Source organism: Halomicrobium sp. HArcht1-1, from assembly GCF_058933285.1.
Genome location: NZ_JBZYDL010000001.1, coordinates 905901 through 926991 on the forward strand (window position 1 = coordinate 905901; position 21091 = coordinate 926991).

The following is a 21091-nucleotide window of genomic DNA, read 5'->3' on the forward strand; positions in this document are numbered from 1 at the left end:
GCCTTCGCCCGCAGTACACCGATTGACACTGGCCCCATATATTCGGGATACAATGGCAACGACGAACCACACCGACACGCCACCCGGACCCAGCGGCTACCCGATCGTCGGCAGCACCTTCGAGTTCGCCGACGACCGCCTCGGATTCGTCACCGACACGGCCGAGGAGTACGGGCCGGTTGCTTCCTTCGAGGTCGCTGGAACTACGATCTACCAGATCAGCGACCCCGAACTCGTCGAACAGGTCCTCGTCCAGAACAACCAGTCCTACATCAAAGGCGAACTGTTTCAGGAGGCACTGGGTGACGCGCTGGGCGAGGGACTGCTCACCAGCGAGGGCAGTGCCTGGCGCGACCAGCGCCACCGAGTCCAACCGGCCTTCCACCCGCAGATGCTGGAGGCGTACTCCGAGCAGATGACCGACGGTATCGAGCGACTGCTCGACTCGTGGTCCGACGGTGAGACGCGCAACGTACACGAGGATATGATGCATCTCACCGTCGAGATCGCTGCCGATGCACTGTTCGACGTGGACATTCGCGACGAACAGGCGGCCATCAGCGACGCGCTCGAAGCGGTGATGGACTACGCCGAACGGCCGTACCACGCCCCCGACTGGGTTCCGACGCCGGAGAACCGCCGCTATCGGGACGCCCTCGAGACGCTCGACGACGTCGCCGACCGGATCGTCGAGAAGCACGAGGCAGACGGCGGCGACGACGTCGTCTCGATGCTCCTCGCCGCACAGGGTGAAGACATCACGCGCGAACGCGTCCGCGACGAGATCGTGACGATCCTCCTCGCCGGACACGAGACCACCGCGCTGACGCTGACCTACGCGTTGCACCTCCTCGGGCGCAACGCCGAGCAGCGCGAGCGGTTGCAGGCGGAACTGGACGACGTGCTCGGTGGACGGCTCCCCACGATGGGCGATCTCGACGATCTTCCGTACACCGAGCAGACGATCAAGGAGAGTATGCGACGCTATCCGCCGGTCTGGGAACTGGTCAGGGAAGCCACCGAACCCGACACGCTCGGTGACTACGAGATTCCCGCAGGAACGACGGTCACGATGCACCCCTGGGTGATCCACCACGACGATCGCATCTACGACGAGCCGCTGTCGTTCCGCCCGGAGCGCTGGAGCGGGGAGTTCGAGCGGTCGATCCCGAAGTTCGGGTACTTCCCCTTCGGGGGCGGCCCCCGTCGCTGTATCGGCGACCGGTTCGCCATGCTCGAAGCCCGTCTCGTCCTGGCGACCGTCGCACAGGACTGGACCGTCGAACCCCACGACGACCTCTCCTTTGCCCCGTCGATCACGCTCCGTCCGGACGGGCCAGTCGAGATGACCGTCCACCGCCGGGACTGATACTACCGGCTGTAAGTCTGTAAAGAATCTTGCCACCCTGGGGTGGCGAATATCGTGAAACAGTGACAGCCGGCAGTGTGAGACGGAATCAGGACCCGTCGCCGGAGTGCAAAGCGTCACTGGCTCGTCGCGGTCAACGTCTTCGTGATCGGAACCGACTCCGTCGGCGTGTGAACGACGCGGACGGTGATCTCTTCGCCTTCCTCGATCGTACAGTCCGTATCGGGGATGCGGAACGCGATCTGATCGCTGGCCGTGTACTCCGATCCGTGGATCGCGTTCTCGTCGGGCGTGCCGCCGCTGTTGTACGACCGCTCGTCGAAGATGTCGTCGCCCTCGATGTTGCCGGGACCGATCGCCTTGCCGCTGTACCGGTCGACGGGGAGGTTCACCAGCCGCCCCTTCTTGCCGCAGGCGTCGGTCGCGTCGACGGCGACCTCCATCTCGGGGACCGGGATCCTGTCGCCCGCGACGTGAGTGAGCCGGACGATACCGTTGCCGTCACCCACGGTGTTCGCTTCGAGCGTGCCACTGGACTGGCCGACGACGGGTCCCGGATTGGTCGTCTCCTCGGCGAACCCGAGCGCGAACACCGAGACGGTCGCGGCCAGGATCACGACGACCGCGACCAACAGGACGTTCGCCACGACCGGTGAAACGGCACGATCGGATCGAGACGACCCCATAGTCGGTAGTTCTGTAGAGCTAACACAAAAAATCCAGTCTCCGGTTATCGATCGTGAGTCCGAACTACCAGAACGACTGTACTTCGTCGACTGTCCGTCTGTGAAGCGTCTGCGAACTCAGTGACAGCGATCGTGGACGATCTCGCCGCTCTCGTCGGGGCCGCGACGTTCGCCGGGGACGATCGGCTCGCCACAGTCGGCACAGGTGAGTCCGCCGTCCTCGGACGCGTCCTCGACGACAGTCTCCGTGTCCTCGCCTCGCAGTTCGTCGATGTCGAGGCTGACCTCGTCGCCGGTCGTATCGACGCCGAGCGCGTCGTTGACCCCACAGTACTTCGTCGTGGCGTTGAAGCCAAAGGCCAGTGCGCCGATTCCGGCGAGCAGACCGCGCAGTCGCTTGCCGTTCCGGAGCGAGCGAAGCGCTGCGACACTCAGCACGACCGCCAGTAGCGCGCGTACGATCCGATCACGGCCGCCAACGTTGTCCGTTGAACCCATACTCGTATCGTCGGGTTCGACGCTCTTGTATCTTCACCTATGGGTCTCGGACGACCGGTCGTCATACTGCCGGCAGTACGTCTGTCACGAATTTTGCGACCCCGTAGTCGCGAATCGCTTGCTACTACCGGCTGTACATCTGTGACCGATTTCGCCACCCCAGGGTGGCGAAGCTCGTCACGAAGTTCCAGCCGGCAGTATGAAACAGTGACAGCCGGCAGTATCAGTCGCCGTCGACGCCCGAGACGCTGTACAGGCTGGCGTCCTCGCCGGGGGACGCACTCGTCACGAGCGAGACGCCGACGGTCAGGGCCAGTCCCAGCGCCATGCAGACGACGCTGGCCGACCAGCCACCGAAGTAGCTCTGGGGCACACCCGAGAGGAAGACGCTGGCGAGGTAGAACAGCTGCGAGCCGCCGATGCCGGCGTACATCCCCCAGCGAGTCGTCCGGGACCAGTACAGCGCGACGATCACCGGGAGGGCGAGCTGGGCGAACCCGCCGAAGGCGGTGTCGCCGATCTGGACGAGCGTCCCCGGCGCGGAGAGACTGGCGACGAACGAGAGCGTCGCGAAGACGACGACCCCCCCGCGTGCGAGCAGCGCCTCGCGGTCCTGGTCTGATCGAAGCAGGCGGCCGATCGAGACGGCCAGCCCGAGCAGCGAGCGGCGGACGCGACCGACCAGCGACGCGCGGGCCGGCAGCGTCGGCTCCTCGTCTGCGAGGTCGGTCACCGGTCGGTAGAGGTCGCGGGTGAGATACGACGCGCCCGAGAGCAGCATCGAGTCGCTGGAGGACATCATCGCGGCCAGGGCCGCGGCGACGACGGCCGCCGTGAACCACCCGGCGGTGTACTCGTTGAGCACCGCGGGAATCACGTTGCCGTTCTCCGGGACGGTGACGCCCAGGCCGGCGGCCCACGCGCCGAGCATGAACGCGGGGACGAACAGCAGGACCACCAGCACGGGCCACAGCGCCAGCGTCCGCTTGAGCACTTTCTGGGAGCGGGCGACGAAGAACCGCTGGTTGATCTGGGGAAACATCGTCACGCCGAAGGCAATGGAGATCGCCGTCGAGAGGATGTACTCCGGCGTGTACAGGCCCCCGCCCAGTGCGAGGAACTCGGGATCGGTCTCGGCGAGACGCGCCGTCGCAGCCGACGGGCCGCCGACCGCCGAGAGGATCCAGGCGACGGCCGCCCAGATGAGCCCGAGCATGACGATGCCCTGGAGCGTGTCAGTCCAGGCGACCCCGCGCATCCCCGAGACGGCGACGTAGACGATCATAAAGAGCGTGATGCCGCCGGCACCGACCCAGAACGGGACTGCGCCGTCGGTCAGCCCGACGATCGCCTGTCCGGCACCCTTCTGCTGGAGCATCACGTAGGGAAAGAGCCAGAAGAGACTGATCGCCGCCACGAGCCCGCGGAGGAGACGCGAGCCGAAGCGATCGCCCAGCATCTCCCCGAGCGTGACGTAGCCGTGGCGCTGGCCGACGAGCCACTGCTTGTACCCCAGCACGTACCAGAGGACGGCGAAGATGATCCCGTCCATCAGCCCCATCACCAGCAGCCACTCGGGACCCTGCGCGAAGGTGAGGTTGGGGCCGCCGAAGAAGGTAAACGCCGACAGCAGCGTCGCGAACGTCGTGAACAGCAGGACGACCGTGCCGAAGGTCCGGCTGGCGAGGTAGTAGTCTTCCGCCGTGCGGTCGGTCAGGCGGTAGGCGACGACGCCGATAGCCGCCGCCAGCACCATGTAGCCGCCGACGATACCGAGCTGGATCGTCGTGTCAGTCATCACGACTCACCTCCGGCGTCTCGGTCGCTGCTGGATCCGCGCTCTCGACGCCGACGCCCCAGCCATAGCGGGTGAAGGCGTAGAAGGCGACCGACGCCAGCCCCATCCAACCGACGTGCCACCACACCCACAGCGGCAGCCCGGCGACGACGGTGCTGTCTCGCCAGAGGAACCACGGGACCGCCAGTGCCGCCACTACGAGCGCGGCAAGTGCCCACCCGAACGCTTCGAAGCGACTGCGTGTCCAGTTCGAGGCGTCCCACATCGTTGTACTGGCTTACAACTGGACCAACATATGTATGACGCCTCTTCAATAGTCCGAGATGAAGAGAAATGCTGTTCGACATGCCGTCGTGGCGGTGACGGAATCGGCCGGCGACGATCGCAGTCGGGACGGACGAGTTCGGTCGAAACGTGGCCGTAGCTATTTGAGGACACGTCCGCAACGCCGACGCATGCAGACCGCAATCCAGCTGTACACGCTCCGCGAGATCAACGAGTCGATCCTCGACGTGCTCGCCCGCGTCGGCGACGCCGGGTTCGACGGCGTCGAGTTCGCCTATCGCGTCGACGAGGAGCCCGCCGCAGCGATCCGACAGGCCCTCGAAGACGCCGGTCTCGTCGCCTCGTCGGCACACGTCGGAATCGAGGCCCTCGAAGACGACCTCGACGGCGTCGTCGAGACCGCCGAGGCGCTGGGGTACGAGGACATCGTCGTGCCGTGGCTCGATCCCGACCAGTTCGAGACGGTCGAGGCGGTCGAGGCGACGGCCGACCGGCTCTCGGACCTGGCCGGAGCGGTCGCGGACCGCGGGATGCGACTACACTACCACAACCACGACCAGGAGTTCGTCGAGACCGACGAGGGCGTGGCCTTCGATCTGCTCGTCGACCGGTCCAGCGACGACCTCTCGTTCGAGGTCGACGCCGGGTGGGCGCTGTACGGCGGTGCGGATCCCGTCGCTCTCCTCAAACGATACGCCGACCGCATCTCGCTGGTCCACTTCAAGGACGTTCACCTCGACAGCGAGGCCGCGCCCCCACTGGGCGAGGGCGACCTCGACGTCGAGGCCGTCGCGAGGGCCGCCCGAGAGATCGACGCCGAGTGGGCCGTCTTCGAGAACGACGACCCCGACGATCCCGTGACGGCGCTGGCAAACGGCGCGGACGTACTCTCCGGCGCAGTCCGGTAGACGGGGCCGACACCTAGCCCGACGGGGACCGGTCGGCAGCTATTTCAGGCGGCCAATCGAACGTCTTTTCGACACGAATACGGGGTCGGTTCCCCGGCAACTGGAATCCAGGAATGCAGGACTCTACGAAATATCTCATCCACGCAGACTTTACCGCGAACGGCGTCGTCGAGCGAAACGACGTCGTCGGCGCAGTCTTCGGACAGACCGAAGGGCTGCTCGGCGACGAGCTCGACCTCCGGGAGCTACAGGAGGGGTCGAAAGTCGGGCGCGTCGACGTCGAAGTGACCTCGGAAGGGGGACAGTCTTTCGGCGAGATCACGATCGCGAGCGGACTCGACCGCGTCGAGACGGCGATCCTCGCGGCGTCGCTGGAGACGATCGAGCGGGTCGGACCGTGCCGTGCGACCGTCACCGTCACCGACCTCGAAGACGTTCGGCACGCGAAGCGCCGCGAGGTCGTCGAACGAGCCACGGAGCTGCTCGCAGACTTCGAGGCCGAGGCGATCACCTCCCACGACATCGTCGAAGAGGTCCGCCAGCGCCTCCGCGTCGAGGACATCACCGAGTACGAGGGACTGCCCGCCGGCCCACGCGTCGCCGAGAGCGACGCCATCATCGTCGTCGAGGGGCGAGCCGACGTGCTCCAGTTGCTCCAGTTCGGCATCAAAAACGCCGTCGCCGTCGAGGGGACGGACGTGCCCGAGGCGATCGCCGACCTGAGCCGCGAGCGGACCGTCACCGCGTTCCTCGACGGCGACCGCGGCGGCGAGTTGATCCTGAAGGAGCTGGCACAGGTCGGTGCGGTCGATCACGTCGCCTTCGCGCCGGCCGGCACGTGCGTCGAGGACCTCTCGCGCTCACAGATTCTCGCGGCGCTACGGGACAAGGTCCCCTACGAGGCCGTCGACGAGGGGAGCCCGGCCCCGATCGCGGCGACGCCGGACGCGTCCGGGGACGAGCCCGACGAGCCACGCGCAGTCACCTCCGGCGGCCGAGACGTCGACGCCGAGGTCGGGACCGCCGACGCGGCGTCGGCCCCGTCCGAGACGGTCGAACCCGTGAGCCCCGAGGCCGACAGCCAAGCGTCCCCAGAGGCCGCCGAGCGCTCACCCGGCGAGCCCGACGACGGCGGCGGGGACGCAAGCGACGACGCGTCGCCGTCGACGGTGGCGGCACACGCACAGGCGGTCGTCACCGAAGGCACCGGGACCGTCCGGCTGCTCGACGACGAGTCGAACGTCCTCCGGGAAGGTCCCGCGAGCGAGGCGTTCGCGCTCGTCGAGGGGGGCGATCAGATCCCGACGGCGGTCGTCCTCGACGACACGCTCTCCCAGCGACTCCTCGACGTGGCGGCCCAGCGGGGCGTCGACGAGATCGTCGCCCGACAGAGAGGCGAGTTCGTCAAACAGCCGACGGCGGTCCGCGTGCGGACGATCGAGGACCTGTAGCTACCGCTCGAACACCAGACCGTCGGCGTCGTCGTAGTGGTCCGGTATCTCCTCGACGACGGTGAACCCGAACCCACGGTAGAACGCGTGGACGCGCTCGGCGTCGGCCCGCGCGGTGAGCCGCACCGTGTCGATTCCGTGCTCGGCCAGTCGCTCCAGCAGTGCCCGCATCAGGCGGCTCCCGTTGCCCTCGCCCTGTCTGTCGGGCGCGATCGCGAACTCCGCGACGTAGGCGACCCCGTCGTCGGGGACGACGAGCGCGTAGCCGATGGGTTCGTCGACGGTCAGAACCAGGACCAGCGACGGCTCGCCGAGCGACAGCTCCAGTAGCTCCGGCCACGGGTCCGACAGCGTCGCGGCCTGAATGCGGCGCAGCCGGGGCCAGTCGTCGGGCTGGCCCTCGCGGATCATAGCACGAACTGGAAGGCGAGTCCGCCGGCCACCGCCGCCGCCAGCGTGGCCAGCAGGTTCACGCTCTGGTTGCCGACCGTCTCGCCCTCGATCGTCGCCCCGAGGAGGCTGTCGACCAGCATGCCGAGGAAGCCGGCACCGAGGATCACGAGCGCGCCGACGGCTCCGATGTCCGCGAACAGGCCGCCAGCGATGCCGGCGACGATGCCCGAGCCGACCAGCCCGGCGACGGCACCCTGCCAGGTCACGCCGCCGTCGGTGCCGGGTTCGACGCGCCGAAGCGTCGTGATCAGCCGCGGATTGTCGTAGAGGCCGCCGAACTCGCTGGAGAAGGTGTCGCTCATCGCGGCGGCGACCGCGCCCGCGAAGGCGTACAGCAGCAACATCGGATCGATGCCGGTGTGGCTCGGGCTCGCCGCGGCGGCGAGGACGGCCACGAGCGCGACGATGGAGTTCGCCAGGACGTTGCCGCTGCCCCGAGCACCCTCGTTTTCCTCCGCGATGCCGCGGTCGAGCTTCTCGTCGTAGCGGAACTTCGTCGCCAGACCACCGAGACCGAAGAAGGTGATGAGCATGGCGAACCACCGGAAGTCACCGAGGACGATCGTCAGGAGGCCGAGGAAGACGCCGGTGAGCATCCCCGGCAGCGACGCCGTATCGAGCGCGTAGGAGACGTAGCCGAGGACGACCGTCACGCCCAGCGCGAGAGCGATACGCCCCGCCGTCACGTCGTGCAGGGGGAGATCGGAGAACAGCCACAGCAACAGTCCGATCGAGAACAACACCAGCGGGTCGTCACGCTCGAACAGGACTGCACGCAACAGTGCGGCCAGCAGCGCGCCGCTGACCGCGTAGAACGCAAGCAGCGCGAGGAACTGACTCGTCAGCGCTCGGCCGGCCAGCATCGCCGAGACGGCACTCCCGGCGGTCGCCGCCAGGAACCCCGCCGTCACGAACCCGGCAGTCGCGGCCACTGCATCGGCGGTCACGCGCTCGACCAGCCGCGTGCCGAGATTCCCACCGGCAAGCACGAACACGCTGGCGACGAACACCCACATCGGGAGCCCGAACTGGAGGGCGAGCAGCGAGAGCCCGGCGATCGAGAGGGCGAAGCCAGCGAGCCCGTACAGGGTCTGGTCCTCGCGGTCGCCCGGCCTGGCGAACAGCTCGAACAGCGGACCGCCGTCGACGACGGTCAGTGCGAGCGCCGCGATCCCCACGAACGGAGCGATCGCGAGCGCCGTCGCCAGCCACGGTGGTTCGACGCCGTCGACGAGTGGCACGAGGAGCGCCACGGCCCCGACCAGCGCGAACCCGACGGCCCGCCGGACAGCAGATGTCACGTCACGCTGGTACCGTAGAGAGGCACTTACCCTTTCCGAACTCGGCGACCGGCCGTCGGATGGCGGTCGACGGGCGACCACTACGTGAGTCTCGCCGATCCGAAGAATTACGCCGGCCGACGCGCTACGGCTCTGCGTGGCCATCTACGACCGGTATCTCGCTGCCCGCCTCCAGTTGAGCGACGCGGCGCTCCCCGAGACAGTTGCCCTCGTCATCACAGAGCGCGATCTGCTCGTCGACGGTGCCTACGAGACCCTGGAGCGGTTCTTCGATCTGGCCGTGCAGTTCGGTGCCGACCGGATCGTCGTCTACGTCAGCGTCCTCGACGAGGGGGTCGTCCCGACGATCGAGTCGGAGTTGCGGACCCTGCGTGCCCCTCGCGAGGTCGCCGTTCGCGGACCCGACGACGACGACCCGGCAGACGCCCCGATCGGCGTCTCGATCGGGCTCGGCGGCAAACACGAGTTCGCCATCGCCGTCCGCTCGATCGCTCAGTCGGTCGACGACGGCGATCTCGCCCCCGACGAGATCGACGAAAGCGTCGTCGAGGAGCAACTGGTCTTCCCGACCGCACCGGACCTGGTCGTCAAGACCGGGGCCGAACGACTCTCGGATTTCATGATCTGGCAGTCCGTCTACTCCGAACTGTACTTCACGGACGTGAACTGGCAGAACTTCGGCGAACGGGACTACCTGCGCGCGCTCAGGGACTACCAGGATCGACAGCGCCGATTCGGGCGGTAGGCGACGGCGAACCGCGTATTGGAGAGACGGTCGCTCGGAAGTCGGTCCGAAAAGCCGTCTCAGTCCGCGACTACGTCGACATCGTCTTCGACGGCCTCCCGTTCCTGGCGAGTGAGCGCGTCACGGAAGCGACCGAGGATCCGCCGGGCCTGTGACGCCTCGGGACCGAGAGCCCGGACGAGCGTCAGCGCGCGGCGAGCGCGCGTGCGACGCCAGGACGCCGCGCGGTTCTCGTAGGTTCGGATCGCCCGCAGGAAGTCGATCTTCCGGAACTCCGGCCAGTAGGGGGCACAGAAGTAGACCGCTGCCTCGTTGCCGTTGGCGTGCCAGGGGAGGAAATTCGAGGTCCGCTCGTCGCCGCCGGTCCGGACGATCAGGTCGACGTCGCGGGTCGGCCCCTCGTAGAGTCGCCCCTCGATGGTGTCGGCGTCGACCGACTGGGGATCGAGTTCGCCCGACTGGACCGAGCGGGCGATGTCACGCGTCGCTCCGAGGAGTTCTTCGCGCCCGCCGTAGGCCAGCGCGACGTTGAGGTGGAGTCGATCGTATTCGGCGGTCTGGTCCTCGGCGTAGTCGATGGCGTCCCGTACGCGCTCGGGAAGCATGTCGGTCTCGCCGATCGCGCGGATTCGGACGCCGTTGTCGTGGACGCGGTCGGCGTCGGCGAAGGCCGTGAGCTTCTGTTCGATGAGATCGAAGAGGTGTTCTCGCTGTTCCTTCGGTCGGTCGAAGTTCTCCGTCGAGAACGTGTAGAGCGTCACTTCGTCGATTCCGAGTTCGTCACACCAGTGTAGAAGGGCTTCTGTCGTTTCCGCTCCTTCGGTGTAGCCCTCCGTGGTTTCGGCACCCTGCTCGCGGGCGTAGCGGCGATTGCCGTCCTGAATGACGGCGACGTGACTGGGTGCGTCGGAGAGTTCGCGTTCGAGGAGCCGCTCGTAGGCCGATTGCGCAAGTGCTCGTGCCCGCTGTAGCATCGTGTCATTCGACAAACTCGACGGGCATGAGTTTTGCGATCTGTCGCCCGCCGCGGCCGCTCCGTCGGGCCGTTCGACCGGCCGTCTCGAATCCGTCCCATGAGATCGGTCGGAATAACCGGTGGGTTTTAATAGCAGAACCACCTCTAAACACGTGCAATGGCGACCGGTACGGTTGACTTCTTCAACGACACTGGCGGTTACGGGTTTATCGACACAGAAGACGCCGACGAGGACGTCTTCTTCCACATGGAAGACATCGGCGGTCCTGACCTCGAAGAGGGCCAGGAAGTCGAGTTCGACATCGTGCAAGCGGACAAGGGTCCGCGTGCGGAAAACCTCACCCGGCTGTGATCACAATGGCGCAAGGTACTGTAGACTTCTTCAACGACACGGGCGGTTACGGATTCATCGACACGGAGGACGCTGACGACGACGTGTTCTTCCACATGGAGGACATCGGCGGTCCCGACCTCGAAGAGGGGCAGGAAGTCGAGTTCGACATCGTGCAAGCGGACAAGGGTCCGCGAGCCGAGAACCTGACGCGACTGTAAGCTCACGCTGCAGTCGAGTTCTCCGCTTTCCATCGCGACAGCGACGGCACCGGCCGCTGCTACGTCCGTCCGGCGACCGAAGACGTTCGGGAGCAGCGTGTCTCGAAACGGCCGTAGACGAACGATACGGCGGGGTCGCAACCGCGAATCGTGAGTCGTATTAGTGCCGACAGACGAGTGAGGCGTATGGGCGCGGAGACACTCGACGAAGACCTCTATCGACGCACGAAGGCACTGCTCGAACCCGGCGAGATCGAACTGAACGGTACGATCGTCCACACCGACCTCGACGGGCAAGACGACATCGAGATGATGGAGACGACCCTGGAAGCGGGCAACGTCATCGCCGAGCACGCCGGCCACGACCCGAAAGACACCTACGTCTACTCGGGCAACGACGACGCCGACTTCTCCTCGAACCAGCACCAGGGGCTCACCATCGACGGCGAGGAGTTCGTCTGGGAGTGCCAACAGCTGTTGCGCGACGGGAGCTTCGACATCGTGTTTTACTACGAGGCGAGCGCCGATCAGGCCGCGATCCTCGAGGACTTGCGGGACGCGGGGTACGAGGTCACGGGCGTCGAAGGGTAGGCTCCGCCTCGCTCACGTCTTCTCGGACGAAGAACGTCGTCGCCCCGCCAGAGGCACGGAACTGGTAGCTCTCGGCCGTGTATCCCGACAGCCGTGCTTCGAGCGCCGTCGCGTTGTCGCCCCGTGCGACGACGACGGGCGGGCGATCGGCTTCGACGGTCGCCGGGTCGGCCTCACACGACGCGTTCAGGTCGTGTTTAGCGAGGTACCACTGTAGGGGCAACAGCTCTCCGAGATCGCCACAGCTTGGCTCCTGTGGACTGACGCCGCGCGGGGCCGCGAGCTCCGAGCCGTAGATCAGCACGTCCGTCCCGTCGGTGTCGGCCTCGGCGGCGGCCAGCACCGGCCGGAAGTCGTCGGTCGGCTGGGCGTACTGGACGAGGTTGTTGTCCGCCGCGGCCGGCGATTCGTAGACGAGCCCACCGGCCGTCACGGCGACCTGGGCAGTGAGGACGAGGAGCAAGACTCCGACCAGCGAGGTCGACACCGTGTCGTCCTCGTCGAAGGTGGTCCGGCCCAGCCGGTAGAGGTACGCCAGCCCGACCGCCGCCGGGATCGCCAGTGGCACCAGCGCGTTGACCGTGATCCAGGCCCCGTAGATGTCGGTCCCCAGCGGGTAGCCGGCCACCGAGACGAACCCCCAGTAGCTAGCAAAGAGCACGACGGGACGCGGACGGACCGCGCCGTACCGCTCGATCAGGAACCCGCCGACGGCCAGCACCGACAGCGGCAGAGCAGCCACGAGCAGCGTTTCGAGGAACCGTCCGAGAAAGCAGGCGTAGCCGTCGACGAGGTTGTCCTTGTGACAGCCCGGATCGGAGGTGCCGCCGAACCAGTACTCGAAGCCCTCGGTGAGATCCGCGACCGTGGCGTCGACCACCGCCGGGAGCGAACTCGGGTGTCCGATCGCGTACCAGAGTCCGACGCCGTCCGCGGGGTTGCGCGGCGCGAAGAAGAAGACGACGACCAGTCCGAAGACGGCGACGGCCCCGACGAGGTGGCCGGCGTAGCGACCGACGCCGGCTGACCCGAGCGATCGCCCACGGGCCACGAGCCGATCCCAGTACCGCTTTGCGAGGTCGAGACCGCGTTCCTCGCCCCGCTCGGCGAAGAAGAGCTGGTCGACGACGAGCGCGGTCGCGCCGACCCAGACGATGGCGTAGACGACGGTGTTCTCCTTGGCCGCGAGCGCGAGCCCGAACAGCGCGGCGACGCCGTAGACGTAGCGGACCCGTCGCGTGTCGTAGGCCCGCACCGCGAGACCGAAGGCGACGAAGACGAAGCCCGCGACCAGCAGCGTGCTCCGGAAGAACCGCGAGTAGTACAGCAAGACCGGATTGGCCGCCAGTACGATCGCCAGCGCGACCACTTCGCTGTCACGGAGGTGGTCCCGAAAGAGCAGCGCCGACAGCGGCAACAGGCCGCCGAAGACGGCGACGGGGAGTCGCATCACGGCGTCGCCGGTCCCGAGCAACTGGAACAGGTAGGCGTCGACGTACTGGACCAGCGGCCCGTGGACGATGTAGCGATAGGAGATCGACCCCGTCTCGGCGTACTCCAGCGCCCAGTAGGCCACTCTCCCCTCGTCGAAGTGTGCGATGCGTCCTCCCAGGTCGACGAGTCGCGCCACCAGCGCCAGCACCGTCACCGCGACCACCCCCGTCAGCGCGGGGTCGGCGCTCACACGCGCCCGCCAGTCGATGTCGCCAGCAACCATTACGGGGGGAGAGAGAGTCCACCGTTAAAGAGATAGCTATCGATCAAAACCGATCTGAAGGACGATCGACCGGTCGCTTATACTGCCGGCTGTATCTTCGTGACGATCTTCGCCACCCCAAAGTGGCGAAATCGTTCACAGAGGTACAGCCGGTCGTATTACTCTTCTGCCAGCGCCAGCACGTCGTCGAAGAAGTCAAGTGAGTCGTTGGGGCCGGGGTTGGCCTCGGGGTGGTACTGGCGGGTGATGATGTCGAGGTCGTCGTTTTCCAGTCCCTCGGGCGTGTCGTCGTTGACGTTGACCTGCGTCACGTCGAGTTTCTCGCCGGGGTCGGCGACCGTGTAGCCGTGGTTCTGGGTGGTCATGACGACCTGTCCGCTGCGCAGGTCACGCACGGGCTGGTTGACGCCGCGGTGGCCGAACTCCATCTTCTCGGTGTCCCCACCCAGGGCGTTGGCGACGACCTGCTGGCCCAGACAGATGCCAGCGAGGGGGACGTCGCCGACCTTCTCGGCGACGAGTTCGTTGGCTTGCTCGAAGTTCACCGGGTCGCCGGGGCCGTTCGAGATAAACAGCACGTCCGGGTCGAGTTCGTCGACCGTCTCCGGAGTCGTGTCGTAGGGCAGGACGTGGACGGTGGCGTCGCGTTCGACCAGCGACGAGACGATCGACCCCTTCGCGCCACAGTCGACGAGTGCGACCGTCGGCCCGTCGCCGGCTTCGTTGTGGGTCTCTGCCTCGTCGACGCTGACCTGTGCGCCGATGTCGGTGTGGTCGGACATGTGCTCACACTGGGCGAGCTGTTCGAGCGCTTCCGCCTCGCTGGCGTCGGGGCCGGCCGAGATACCACACTTCATCGCACCCTCGTCGCGGATCTCCGTGACGACGTCCCGGGTGTCGAGGTGGTCGACGGCCGGGACGCCCTCGCTTTCGAGCCACTCGGCCACGTCGTCGGTCATCTCGCGAGCGACGGCGGCGCGGGGGTGGACTCGATCGGACTCGAATCGCTCTTCGCGGACGCCGTAGTTGCCGATCAGAGGATAGGAGAACGTGAGGACCTGCTCCTCGTAGGACGGGTCGGTCAGACTCTCCTCGTAGCCCGTGTACGCGGTCGTAAATACCAGTTCGCCACGTGCGGTGCCCGGTGCGCGCGAACGTGCCTCGACGACACGCTCACCTTCGATCGCGACGTATGCGTCAGCCATTACGAGATACGTACATAGTTCGGGCTGATAAGGGTTGCTTTCGAAGTCGAGTTACGATTTTCGTAATCCTCAAGTAGGGACCGCGACAAGCGTCACACCTCAATGGACGACCTCGACCGCGAGATCATGGGCATCCTCCGGCGAGACTCCCGAACGCCGTACACGGAGATCGCCGACGAGGTGGGAACTTCCGAGGGCACCGTCCGAAACCGCGTCGAGCGGCTGATCGACGAGGGGATCATCGAGCGCTTCACCATCGCTACGCAGACGGGCAACGTCAAAGCGATGATCGAGGTCAGCGTCGACGTCAACGTCGACACGCACGCAGTCACCGACCTCATGGCCGAGTGGCCCGAAGTCGACTTCGTCTGGCAGGTGTCGGGAGAGGAGGACATCGTGCTCGTGGTCGACTGCGCCGACACCGGCGGCGTCAACGAACTGATCACACAGGCCCGAGAGCTGGAGGAAGTCGTGAGCACGAAGACGAGGCTGATTCTCGACGAACGGCTCGGATAGTGCCGTTCACTGGAGAATCCGGCGAGATGGGGCTGATTCTCGACGAACGGCCCGACCGCGAGCGCGCTGTGAGTGAATGGCAGGTAGGCGGAACCGGACTCGCCGGTGAACCGCGAGAAACCGTCTTTGGGTCCGGGCACACGATCAGGTATGCTCGTCCAGCAACGGTATCTGACGCGGTTGCTCGATCGCTACCTGGAGATCACCCTCCAGGCTGGCGAGTTTCTCGCGGTCGCGGCGACGGTCTACTTCCTCGGGCGACTCGTGCTCCTGTCCGGTGGCGACTGGCTCCTGGCACGGGCGCGAGTCGACCCGACGTTCGAGAGTGCGCTCCGGAGTATCCTCCACCTGCTGGTCGGTGCCGTCGCGGTCCTCGTCGGTGCCGGAGTCGCTGGCTACCGCGGGGAGCTGGCCGGTTCGACGGTACTGGTCGCCGGGATCACGCTCGCGATTGGGCTGGCGGCACAGGACGTGTTGTCGAACTTCGTCGCCGGGGCGTTCATCGTCCAGGATCCGGACCTGAACGTCGGCGACACGATCCGCTGGAACGACACCGAGGGGCTCGTTCGGGACATCGACCTCCGGGTAACGAGGGTCCAGACGCCAGCGAACGCGACCGTTCTGGTCCCCAACTCCGAGCTGGCCACGAGCGCCGTCACGAACCTGACCAGCGAGGACCCGCAGGCGATCGTCCACGAGTTCGGGATCGACTACGACGAGGACGTGGATCGGGCGGGCGACGAAATCGTCGCCGCCGCGGAGCACGTACCGCGCGTCCGGTCGGTCCCGTCCCCGTCGGTCGAGGTAGTCTCGCTGGACGACACCGCGGTCGTCCTGACGGCGACGATCTGGCTCGACCGCGCCGACCGCAGCCAGCGCGCCACCGTCCAGTCCCAGTTTCTCCGGGCGGTCCACGAGCGGTTCCGTGCCGCCGGGATCGACCTGACCGAGACGACCCAGCACGAGCTCTCTGGCGCTGTTCGCCTCGCCGACGGGGACGAAGCCGACGCCTCACGTTCTTGATCCGTCCCGCAACCGAAGCAGCAAAGAGTGCCTGCCGAGAGCCACGGGTATGAGCGACGCAGCCGAAGGGAGTAAGAGCGACTCCGCCGAGACGCCAGACATGAACGACGTGGAACACGAGAACGCGCTCCAGGACGTGATCACCGTCGACGCGAACGACGAGAAACAGGGGACGGCCAACCGTCTCGACGCCCACACGGGCGACGGCATCCGCCACCGCGCGTTCACGGCGCTGTTGTTCGACGAGGAGGGGCGGATTCTGCTGGCCCAGCGTGCCCACGACAAGCGCCTGTGGGACACTCACTGGGACGGCACCGTCGCGTCCCACCCGGTCGAGGGTCAGAGCCAGGAGGAAGCGACCCGCCAGCGCCTCGAAGAGGAACTCGGGATCACGCCCGACCAGTACGACGACCTCCGGGTGACCGACCGCTTCGAGTACAAGCGCTACTACGAGAACGCTGGCGTCGAGTGGGAGGTCTGTGCGGTCCTGCAGGCGACGCTGACCGACACCTCGCTGGACCGGGACCCCGAGGAGGTCGGTGGTCTGCTGTGGGTGCCCTACGAGGACCTCCAGGAGAACCCGAAGTTCTACCGACAGCTCCGCCTGTGTCCGTGGTTCGAGATCGCGATGCGACGAGATAGCGAGGCCGACGGCGAGTAACACGCGGGTCGGACGCGGCCACTCGTCGCGTTGCGAGGAGTGGCCAACGTCGCCCTCTCTCCGAAACAGGTGAACGGAAATCGTGATCGAACACCTCCTGTGGGACTTTCTCCTTCCGCTGGGCCTGATCGCGGCTGTCTTCGTCGCCGTCGAGTATCGGCGCGACTGGCAGATCGCCCGCTACCTGTTCGAAGACCGAGGACGGGCGGTCGTCTACGGGACAGTCGGGGCGATCGTCGTCGTCGGCATCGGGACGACGTACGTCCTCGGGGACCCGGCGGCGGCCCCACACTACGCCGGTCTCGATACGTACCACCTCGCCTGGACGCTCTTTCTCGTCGGTGCCGGAGCGACTGCGTACGGCGGTCGACAGTATCGGCTGGCGACGGCGATCCACGCAGCCGACGAGGTGACGCCCGCCAGGGTCCCCGCCAGCGGCCACGTACTCGTCGACGGTGTGGCAGAACCCTGTCGAGACGGACAGGTCGTTTCGGCGTCGGACGGGAGCCCGGCGCTGGTCGTCCAGCGCGGCGAGTGCCCCGGATTTGGGGCCGTAGAAGAGCAGGTGGCGTCGGCTCGGGGACAGGCACTGGTCGCCACAGAGCGGCGTGCGGTCCCGTTCGATCTCACCGGGTCGGACGGGGCCGTCCGAGTCGACCCGACCGACGCGAGTCCCGGATTCCTCACCGGCCGAGTCGACGGTGACGAGATAGAGCGCGTGCTCGCACCCGGCGACACCGTCACCGTGTTCGGTCGTGCTGCGGGGAGCGACTCTCTGGAAGCCGTCGTCCTCGCCGAACGAGGTCCCGAGGCGCTGTGCCAGTTCGCGCGAAACAGTCGCCGGCTGATACACGTCGGACTCCCGCTCGCCGTGGTCGGGTACGTCGGGATGGTGCTTGCCGCCGGGATTCCGTGAACTCAGGACACCTCGTAGCTGTGGCCGTCGCTCTGTGGCGGTGCGCCCATCCCGAGAAGGCGACACTCCCCGTCGGCGTCGGCGGCGACGTGCGCGCGGTGGGGACTACCCGGTTCGGCGACGAAGAACTGGCCGGGATCGACGGTGTACGTTCGATCGGGCGTCTCGACGCTCAGCTGCCCCTCGCGGACGTAGAACACCTCTTCCTGTTCGTCGTGGTAGTGCAGGCCCGACAGCGGGATCGACTCGCCGGGTTCGACGCGGTAGGTCCGCAGCCCGATGTGATCGAGGTCTGCGGCCTCGCTGACGTACTTCATCTCGGACGGACGATCCGGTTCCGGGTCGAGGTCGGCGGGATCGACGACGTGGTATCCCATGGGTTCGCGACGCCGAGGGTGAACAAAACCCTGCTGACTCGCCGTTACTCGGTCACGGAGGGTGTCGCGTCGTCGAGGCTCAACGACCCGTCGGCCCGCGGCAGTCGGACGGTGACGGTCGTCCCGTCCTCGACGGCGAAGTCGATCGTGCCGCCGTAGCCACGCACGACCCACGTCACGAGCCAGAGTCCGACCCCGGACGCGTGGTGCAGCGCCGTCTCCTCGCCGCTGGTCACCGCAGCGATCTCGGCCTCGTCGATCCCTGGCCCGTCGTCGATCACGTCGAGACGGACCTGTCGATCGGCGACGTTCTCGGCGACGCGCACCGTCACGGTCGGTGCGTCGCCACCGTGGCGGAGGGCGTTATCGAGGAGTTCTTCGAGCGCGGTCCACAGCGACGAACCGGCCGTGACGGTGAGCGGTTCGGGACAGTCGACGGTGACCGTTCCGTCCGGAAACCGTGGTTCAACGTCGCGAACCACGGCGTCGACCTCCGAGCACAGCTCGATCGGCGATCGCTCGTCGCGTTCGACCGCGTCGGCGATCTGACCGATCTTGTCGCTGGTCGCCACGAGATCGTCGGTCGTCGACGTGATCCGGTCGATCCGGTCGTGTTCCTCACCCGAGACGGCCGCTCCGAGCAGCTCGGCGTTCCCCCGAACGACGTTCAGGTCGTTGCGGAGATTGTGCCGCAGGAGCCGGTTGAGCACGTCGAGTTGCTGCTCTCGCTGTCGGCGCTCGGTCACGTCGCGGAGGCTGACGACCTGCCCCGAGAGGACGCCGTAGGCGCGGGACAGTCCGGCAATGCGAACGTCGTAGTACCTGACTTCCCCCTCGCTCTCTAGGGGCAGTTCGAGCCGCCCCTCCGTGGGTGTGTCGGGCAGCGCTGTGGCCAGATCGGGGAGCACCGTCGCGAGTGTGTTCCCGAGCACGTCGTCGCGCGATCCCTCGAACAGCGTCTCGGCCGCACGGTTGGCGTCGACGATCCGACCCTCGCCGTCGAGGATCAACACCCGATCGTTCATCTCGGCGAGGACGACTTCGCGACCGATCTCTCTGGTCACCGGCCCGATGTCGAACAGTTCGCGCTGGAGAATGCCCACCGCGAGGACGATGCCGGCGGCGACGTAGCCAAGGCTCGACGGGTCGAACCCCGAGGTGACGACGTCGAGGGCGTCGAGGACGAACAGCGCGTGGACGATCATCGGGACGGCAATCGCGCCCAGCAGCGCAGTGCTCTGCCAGCGGTGGAGTCGATTCGACCGAACGAGGAGACGCCCGAGCAACACGCCGCCGACGACGACCAGCGCCAGCGAGTACGCCAGATGTGCCCAGAAGGCGATTCCGTAGGTCGGTGCGAAGACGCTCGTGTTCCCGAAGACGGTCGTTCCCGTCGACTGCCAGACCAGCGCGTGGCGACGTGCCGTCACGACGAGGACCGTAACGAGCAGCGGCTCTACCAGCAGCCCCGCCAGCCGACGACGGGTGAGCCACTCCCCTCTGCCGGTGTATTCGAGCACGGTCACCAGCCAGGCCAGCGGGATGACCGTCGAGAGGATCAACTCCGCCTGTGCGAGCGCACGCATCTCTCCGAACCCGGCGGCCGCAAGCTCTAGCCCTTCGGCCATCGACCACAGGCTGGCCGTGGTGACGAACACGGCCAGCGGCGGCGCACCGGGACGATCCCGGTGGAGCCACACCAGGAACGCGACGCCCATCCCGACGACTGCGGCGGTCAACACCAGCAGCAGCGACACCGGCTCGGAGCCGACGAGCAGTCTCGACTGGCCGTCGGCGGTCGACAGCAGCCCCGTTCCGAGCCGGATCATCCGCTCTCGTCTTTGTCAGATCCGAGTATAAGTGTTCGCGTGGACGCTGTGCCGGCGTTCCCACTCGACAGCGTCGTCAGCCGCCAGCGTCGACCGCCTGGACCACGCCGAGGCCGGCGTCGGCCGCCGATCCTGCCGAGAGGGACAGCCGTGTCTTTTCCGCGACGCTCGACGTGGGCCGCGGGCCGTCCGTGTCGCCGGTGAGCTTCTGGGCGTGACGCGGACGAGCGACGCCGGGGACTCCGTGGTACGAAGCGTGTGCCGTCGCCGGAGAGGGTCTTCATGTGCTCTACAGTCACCTCCTCGCCACTGTCGACCTCCATGCTGTCCTGCATACAGACGGTTCGAGGGGTGGATTCGAGGTAAATAGGTGCTAGATTTCCGGGAGGATTCACTCAGCATTATCTCCGCGTTTGCTCAAAGCGTATTAGAAAGACTTTGGCTCTGTACTAATTCGTTCAGCTTCCCACTGATATACTCCGGTAGGCGCCGTGTTACTAGATTCAAGAAGGCTTTCTGGAATGGCAATCGATGCAGTGAATTTTACTTCTGCTCTATCGCCATCATCGTACATCAAATCAAGCCAGATATTCTGGATTGATATGTACACATAGTTTCCAGTAAAGTATCCCCAGTCGATAGTCACTTTGGGACTTTTTTCACCCGCAGAGTTTGACTCATCATTTAAATCAAACTCATTAAGGAATGAGGGCGTTGCACCCATGTACTCTGGCCGATCAGTGAGATGTTTGTTTTCACTATCGGGATGAAAAGCCGGGTGTTGTTGTATTACTGAAACGATGGCGTCCTCGGGTGAGTTCCCATATGCGGTATCTATATTCTGAAGGGGGGCTGCTTGTATCGTATCCATCACTAATCGTTTCCATCTGGAAGTAATTAAATCAGACGGATATTTTATGCGGCATAAAAAAGTGCATCTCAAATGAATGTGGTCTTGGCACTAATTGAGAATTCAAGGATCGGAGAAAGATGAATATTTTAGCAACTCGCTTGTCACCCTCGATAGATTTTCACCCGGAGACGACCAAATTCACTGAAATCGGGGCCTTAACATTTCCATCCCTCACAGTATAGCTTCGATGGCGATTCTCCCCCTCCACCTCGATCAACTCGTAATCCTCCAGCTTCGAGAGCTTCAACCGCCTCGACCGTTCCGAGATCGGTGTCAGCCCACGCTCACGGAACACGTCGTCGGCCACCGCCTCGTACCGCT

Annotated in this window: 23 protein-coding genes; 11 read left to right on the forward strand and 12 right to left on the reverse strand. The window is 66.0% G+C overall.

Going from position 1 to position 21091, the window contains the following annotated elements:
• The first annotated feature begins 52 nt into the window (after positions 1-52).
• The gene (locus AC5FRZ_RS04885) at positions 53-1369 is read left to right on the forward strand and encodes a cytochrome P450 (protein WP_493564036.1); all 1317 of its coding nucleotides are present in this window, start codon (positions 53-55) and stop codon (positions 1367-1369) included.
• A 116-nt stretch (positions 1370-1485) separates the two neighbouring features.
• Here AC5FRZ_RS04885 and AC5FRZ_RS04890 read toward each other — a convergent pair whose 3' ends face one another.
• From AC5FRZ_RS04890 to AC5FRZ_RS04905, 4 genes are all read right to left on the reverse strand, one after another.
• Positions 1486-2055, reverse strand: coding sequence for a type IV pilin domain-containing protein (locus AC5FRZ_RS04890; protein WP_493564037.1), 570 nt, complete (start codon positions 2053-2055; stop codon positions 1486-1488).
• A 117-nt stretch (positions 2056-2172) separates the two neighbouring features.
• Positions 2173-2553, reverse strand: a complete 381-nt coding sequence (locus AC5FRZ_RS04895; RefSeq protein ID WP_493564038.1) for a YgaP family membrane protein — start codon at positions 2551-2553, stop codon at positions 2173-2175.
• Positions 2554-2776: 223 nt separating this feature from the next.
• A complete protein-coding gene (locus AC5FRZ_RS04900) occupies positions 2777-4351 on the reverse strand; it encodes a sodium:solute symporter family protein (RefSeq protein WP_493564039.1) in 1575 nt (524 codons plus the stop codon).
• Complete coding sequence (locus AC5FRZ_RS04905; RefSeq protein WP_493564040.1) at positions 4344-4616, reverse strand: DUF3311 domain-containing protein; 273 nt, start codon at positions 4614-4616, stop codon at positions 4344-4346. Before AC5FRZ_RS04905 ends, AC5FRZ_RS04900 begins: the two co-directional genes overlap by 8 nt.
• A 190-nt stretch (positions 4617-4806) precedes the next feature.
• Here AC5FRZ_RS04905 and AC5FRZ_RS04910 point away from each other — a divergent pair, with 190 nt between their 5' ends.
• Together AC5FRZ_RS04910 and dnaG are read left to right on the forward strand one after the other, a co-directional pair.
• Positions 4807-5544, forward strand: a complete 738-nt coding sequence (locus tag AC5FRZ_RS04910) for a sugar phosphate isomerase/epimerase family protein (RefSeq protein WP_493564041.1) — start codon at positions 4807-4809, stop codon at positions 5542-5544.
• Positions 5545-5657: 113 nt separating this feature from the next.
• A complete protein-coding gene (gene dnaG / locus AC5FRZ_RS04915) occupies positions 5658-6995 on the forward strand; it encodes a DNA primase DnaG (protein ID WP_493564042.1) in 1338 nt (445 codons plus the stop codon).
• On the opposite strand, the gene AC5FRZ_RS04920 is transcribed toward dnaG, so the two are convergent.
• Positions 6996-7406 carry a GNAT family N-acetyltransferase gene (locus AC5FRZ_RS04920; protein WP_170093638.1) on the reverse strand — a complete coding sequence of 137 codons (411 nt, stop codon included), beginning with the start codon at positions 7404-7406 and terminating at the stop codon, positions 6996-6998.
• Positions 7403-8749, reverse strand: a complete 1347-nt coding sequence (locus tag AC5FRZ_RS04925; RefSeq protein ID WP_372479485.1) for a DUF92 domain-containing protein — start codon at positions 8747-8749, stop codon at positions 7403-7405. Before AC5FRZ_RS04925 ends, AC5FRZ_RS04920 begins: the two co-directional genes overlap by 4 nt.
• Positions 8750-8885: 136 nt before the next feature.
• Between AC5FRZ_RS04925 and AC5FRZ_RS04930 the strand changes: the two genes are divergently transcribed.
• Entirely contained in the window at positions 8886-9494 is a 609-nt protein-coding gene (locus AC5FRZ_RS04930) for an undecaprenyl diphosphate synthase family protein (RefSeq protein ID WP_170093640.1), read from the forward strand.
• Between the two features lie 59 nt (positions 9495-9553).
• On the opposite strand, the gene uppS is transcribed toward AC5FRZ_RS04930, so the two are convergent.
• Entirely contained in the window at positions 9554-10468 is a 915-nt protein-coding gene (uppS, locus tag AC5FRZ_RS04935; protein ID WP_493564043.1) for a polyprenyl diphosphate synthase, read from the reverse strand.
• A gap of 159 nt (positions 10469-10627) precedes the next feature.
• On the opposite strand from uppS, the gene AC5FRZ_RS04940 reads away from it, so the two are divergent.
• The 3 genes from AC5FRZ_RS04940 (at position 10628) to AC5FRZ_RS04950 (ending at position 11613) form a co-directional block, all read left to right on the forward strand.
• A complete protein-coding gene (locus tag AC5FRZ_RS04940) occupies positions 10628-10822 on the forward strand; it encodes a cold-shock protein (RefSeq protein ID WP_015762509.1) in 195 nt (64 codons plus the stop codon).
• A gap of 5 nt (positions 10823-10827) precedes the next feature.
• The gene (locus AC5FRZ_RS04945) at positions 10828-11022 is read left to right on the forward strand and encodes a cold-shock protein (protein WP_015762510.1); all 195 of its coding nucleotides are present in this window, start codon (positions 10828-10830) and stop codon (positions 11020-11022) included.
• A 186-nt stretch (positions 11023-11208) separates the two neighbouring features.
• Positions 11209-11613, forward strand: a complete 405-nt coding sequence (locus tag AC5FRZ_RS04950; RefSeq protein ID WP_493564044.1) for a DUF5778 family protein — start codon at positions 11209-11211, stop codon at positions 11611-11613.
• Here AC5FRZ_RS04950 and AC5FRZ_RS04955 read toward each other — a convergent pair.
• Together AC5FRZ_RS04955 and carA are read right to left on the reverse strand one after the other, a co-directional pair.
• On the reverse strand, positions 11594-13330 hold the full coding sequence (locus AC5FRZ_RS04955) for a flippase activity-associated protein Agl23 (protein WP_493564045.1): 1737 nt from the start codon (positions 13328-13330) through the stop codon (positions 11594-11596). The two genes, AC5FRZ_RS04950 and AC5FRZ_RS04955, sit on opposite strands and share 20 nt — an antisense overlap.
• A gap of 158 nt (positions 13331-13488) precedes the next feature.
• Positions 13489-14535, reverse strand: coding sequence for a glutamine-hydrolyzing carbamoyl-phosphate synthase small subunit (carA, locus tag AC5FRZ_RS04960; RefSeq protein ID WP_170093643.1), 1047 nt, complete (start codon positions 14533-14535; stop codon positions 13489-13491).
• A 102-nt stretch (positions 14536-14637) separates the two neighbouring features.
• Between carA and AC5FRZ_RS04965 the strand changes: the two genes are divergently transcribed.
• The 4 genes from AC5FRZ_RS04965 (at position 14638) to AC5FRZ_RS04980 (ending at position 17651) form a co-directional block, all read left to right on the forward strand.
• A complete protein-coding gene (locus tag AC5FRZ_RS04965) occupies positions 14638-15051 on the forward strand; it encodes an Lrp/AsnC family transcriptional regulator (protein WP_018257790.1) in 414 nt (137 codons plus the stop codon).
• A 150-nt stretch (positions 15052-15201) separates the two neighbouring features.
• Positions 15202-16074: a mechanosensitive ion channel family protein gene (locus AC5FRZ_RS04970; RefSeq protein WP_372479482.1), complete on the forward strand. Its 873-nt coding sequence runs from the start codon at positions 15202-15204 to the stop codon at positions 16072-16074.
• Positions 16075-16123: 49 nt separating this feature from the next.
• Entirely contained in the window at positions 16124-16735 is a 612-nt protein-coding gene (gene idi / locus AC5FRZ_RS04975) for an isopentenyl-diphosphate Delta-isomerase (RefSeq protein ID WP_372479481.1), read from the forward strand.
• Positions 16736-16817: 82 nt separating this feature from the next.
• Positions 16818-17651 carry a hypothetical protein gene (locus AC5FRZ_RS04980; RefSeq protein ID WP_493564046.1) on the forward strand — a complete coding sequence of 278 codons (834 nt, stop codon included), beginning with the start codon at positions 16818-16820 and terminating at the stop codon, positions 17649-17651.
• A gap of 2 nt (positions 17652-17653) precedes the next feature.
• On the opposite strand, the gene AC5FRZ_RS04985 is transcribed toward AC5FRZ_RS04980, so the two are convergent.
• The 3 genes from AC5FRZ_RS04985 to AC5FRZ_RS04995 all read right to left on the reverse strand — a co-directional run bounded on the left by AC5FRZ_RS04985 (position 17654) and on the right by AC5FRZ_RS04995 (position 20728).
• Positions 17654-18028, reverse strand: coding sequence for a cupin domain-containing protein (locus AC5FRZ_RS04985; protein WP_493564047.1), 375 nt, complete (start codon positions 18026-18028; stop codon positions 17654-17656).
• 44 nt (positions 18029-18072) lie between these two features.
• Positions 18073-19857 (reverse strand): histidine kinase N-terminal 7TM domain-containing protein, encoded by a 1785-nt coding sequence (locus tag AC5FRZ_RS04990; protein WP_493564048.1) that lies wholly within the window; start codon positions 19855-19857, stop codon positions 18073-18075.
• Between the two features lie 427 nt (positions 19858-20284).
• A complete protein-coding gene (locus AC5FRZ_RS04995; RefSeq protein ID WP_493564049.1) occupies positions 20285-20728 on the reverse strand; it encodes a hypothetical protein in 444 nt (147 codons plus the stop codon).
• Between the last annotated feature and the right edge of the window lie 363 nt (positions 20729-21091).

Bases quoted from the DNA above. Each gene is read 5' to 3' on its own strand.
- AC5FRZ_RS04885 (WP_493564036.1), top strand. From the start codon at position 53: ATGGCAACGACGAACCACACCGACACGCCACCCGGACCCAGCGGCTAC.
- AC5FRZ_RS04890 (WP_493564037.1), bottom strand. From the start codon at position 2,055: ATGGGGTCGTCTCGATCCGATCGTGCCGTTTCACCGGTCGTGGCGAAC.
- AC5FRZ_RS04895 (WP_493564038.1), bottom strand. From the start codon at position 2,553: ATGGGTTCAACGGACAACGTTGGCGGCCGTGATCGGATCGTACGCGCG.
- AC5FRZ_RS04900 (WP_493564039.1), bottom strand. From the start codon at position 4,351: ATGACTGACACGACGATCCAGCTCGGTATCGTCGGCGGCTACATGGTG.
- AC5FRZ_RS04905 (WP_493564040.1), bottom strand. From the start codon at position 4,616: ATGTGGGACGCCTCGAACTGGACACGCAGTCGCTTCGAAGCGTTCGGG.
- AC5FRZ_RS04910 (WP_493564041.1), top strand. From the start codon at position 4,807: ATGCAGACCGCAATCCAGCTGTACACGCTCCGCGAGATCAACGAGTCG.
- dnaG (WP_493564042.1), top strand. From the start codon at position 5,658: ATGCAGGACTCTACGAAATATCTCATCCACGCAGACTTTACCGCGAAC.
- AC5FRZ_RS04920 (WP_170093638.1), bottom strand. From the start codon at position 7,406: ATGATCCGCGAGGGCCAGCCCGACGACTGGCCCCGGCTGCGCCGCATT.
- uppS (WP_493564043.1), bottom strand. From the start codon at position 10,468: ATGCTACAGCGGGCACGAGCACTTGCGCAATCGGCCTACGAGCGGCTC.
- AC5FRZ_RS04940 (WP_015762509.1), top strand. From the start codon at position 10,628: ATGGCGACCGGTACGGTTGACTTCTTCAACGACACTGGCGGTTACGGG.
- AC5FRZ_RS04945 (WP_015762510.1), top strand. From the start codon at position 10,828: ATGGCGCAAGGTACTGTAGACTTCTTCAACGACACGGGCGGTTACGGA.
- AC5FRZ_RS04950 (WP_493564044.1), top strand. From the start codon at position 11,209: ATGGGCGCGGAGACACTCGACGAAGACCTCTATCGACGCACGAAGGCA.
- AC5FRZ_RS04955 (WP_493564045.1), bottom strand. From the start codon at position 13,330: ATGGTTGCTGGCGACATCGACTGGCGGGCGCGTGTGAGCGCCGACCCC.
- carA (WP_170093643.1), bottom strand. From the start codon at position 14,535: ATGGCTGACGCATACGTCGCGATCGAAGGTGAGCGTGTCGTCGAGGCA.
- AC5FRZ_RS04965 (WP_018257790.1), top strand. From the start codon at position 14,638: ATGGACGACCTCGACCGCGAGATCATGGGCATCCTCCGGCGAGACTCC.
- AC5FRZ_RS04970 (WP_372479482.1), top strand. From the start codon at position 15,202: ATGCTCGTCCAGCAACGGTATCTGACGCGGTTGCTCGATCGCTACCTG.
- idi (WP_372479481.1), top strand. From the start codon at position 16,124: ATGAGCGACGCAGCCGAAGGGAGTAAGAGCGACTCCGCCGAGACGCCA.
- AC5FRZ_RS04985 (WP_493564047.1), bottom strand. From the start codon at position 18,028: ATGGGATACCACGTCGTCGATCCCGCCGACCTCGACCCGGAACCGGAT.
- AC5FRZ_RS04990 (WP_493564048.1), bottom strand. From the start codon at position 19,857: ATGATCCGGCTCGGAACGGGGCTGCTGTCGACCGCCGACGGCCAGTCG.
- AC5FRZ_RS04995 (WP_493564049.1), bottom strand. From the start codon at position 20,728: ATGGATACGATACAAGCAGCCCCCCTTCAGAATATAGATACCGCATAT.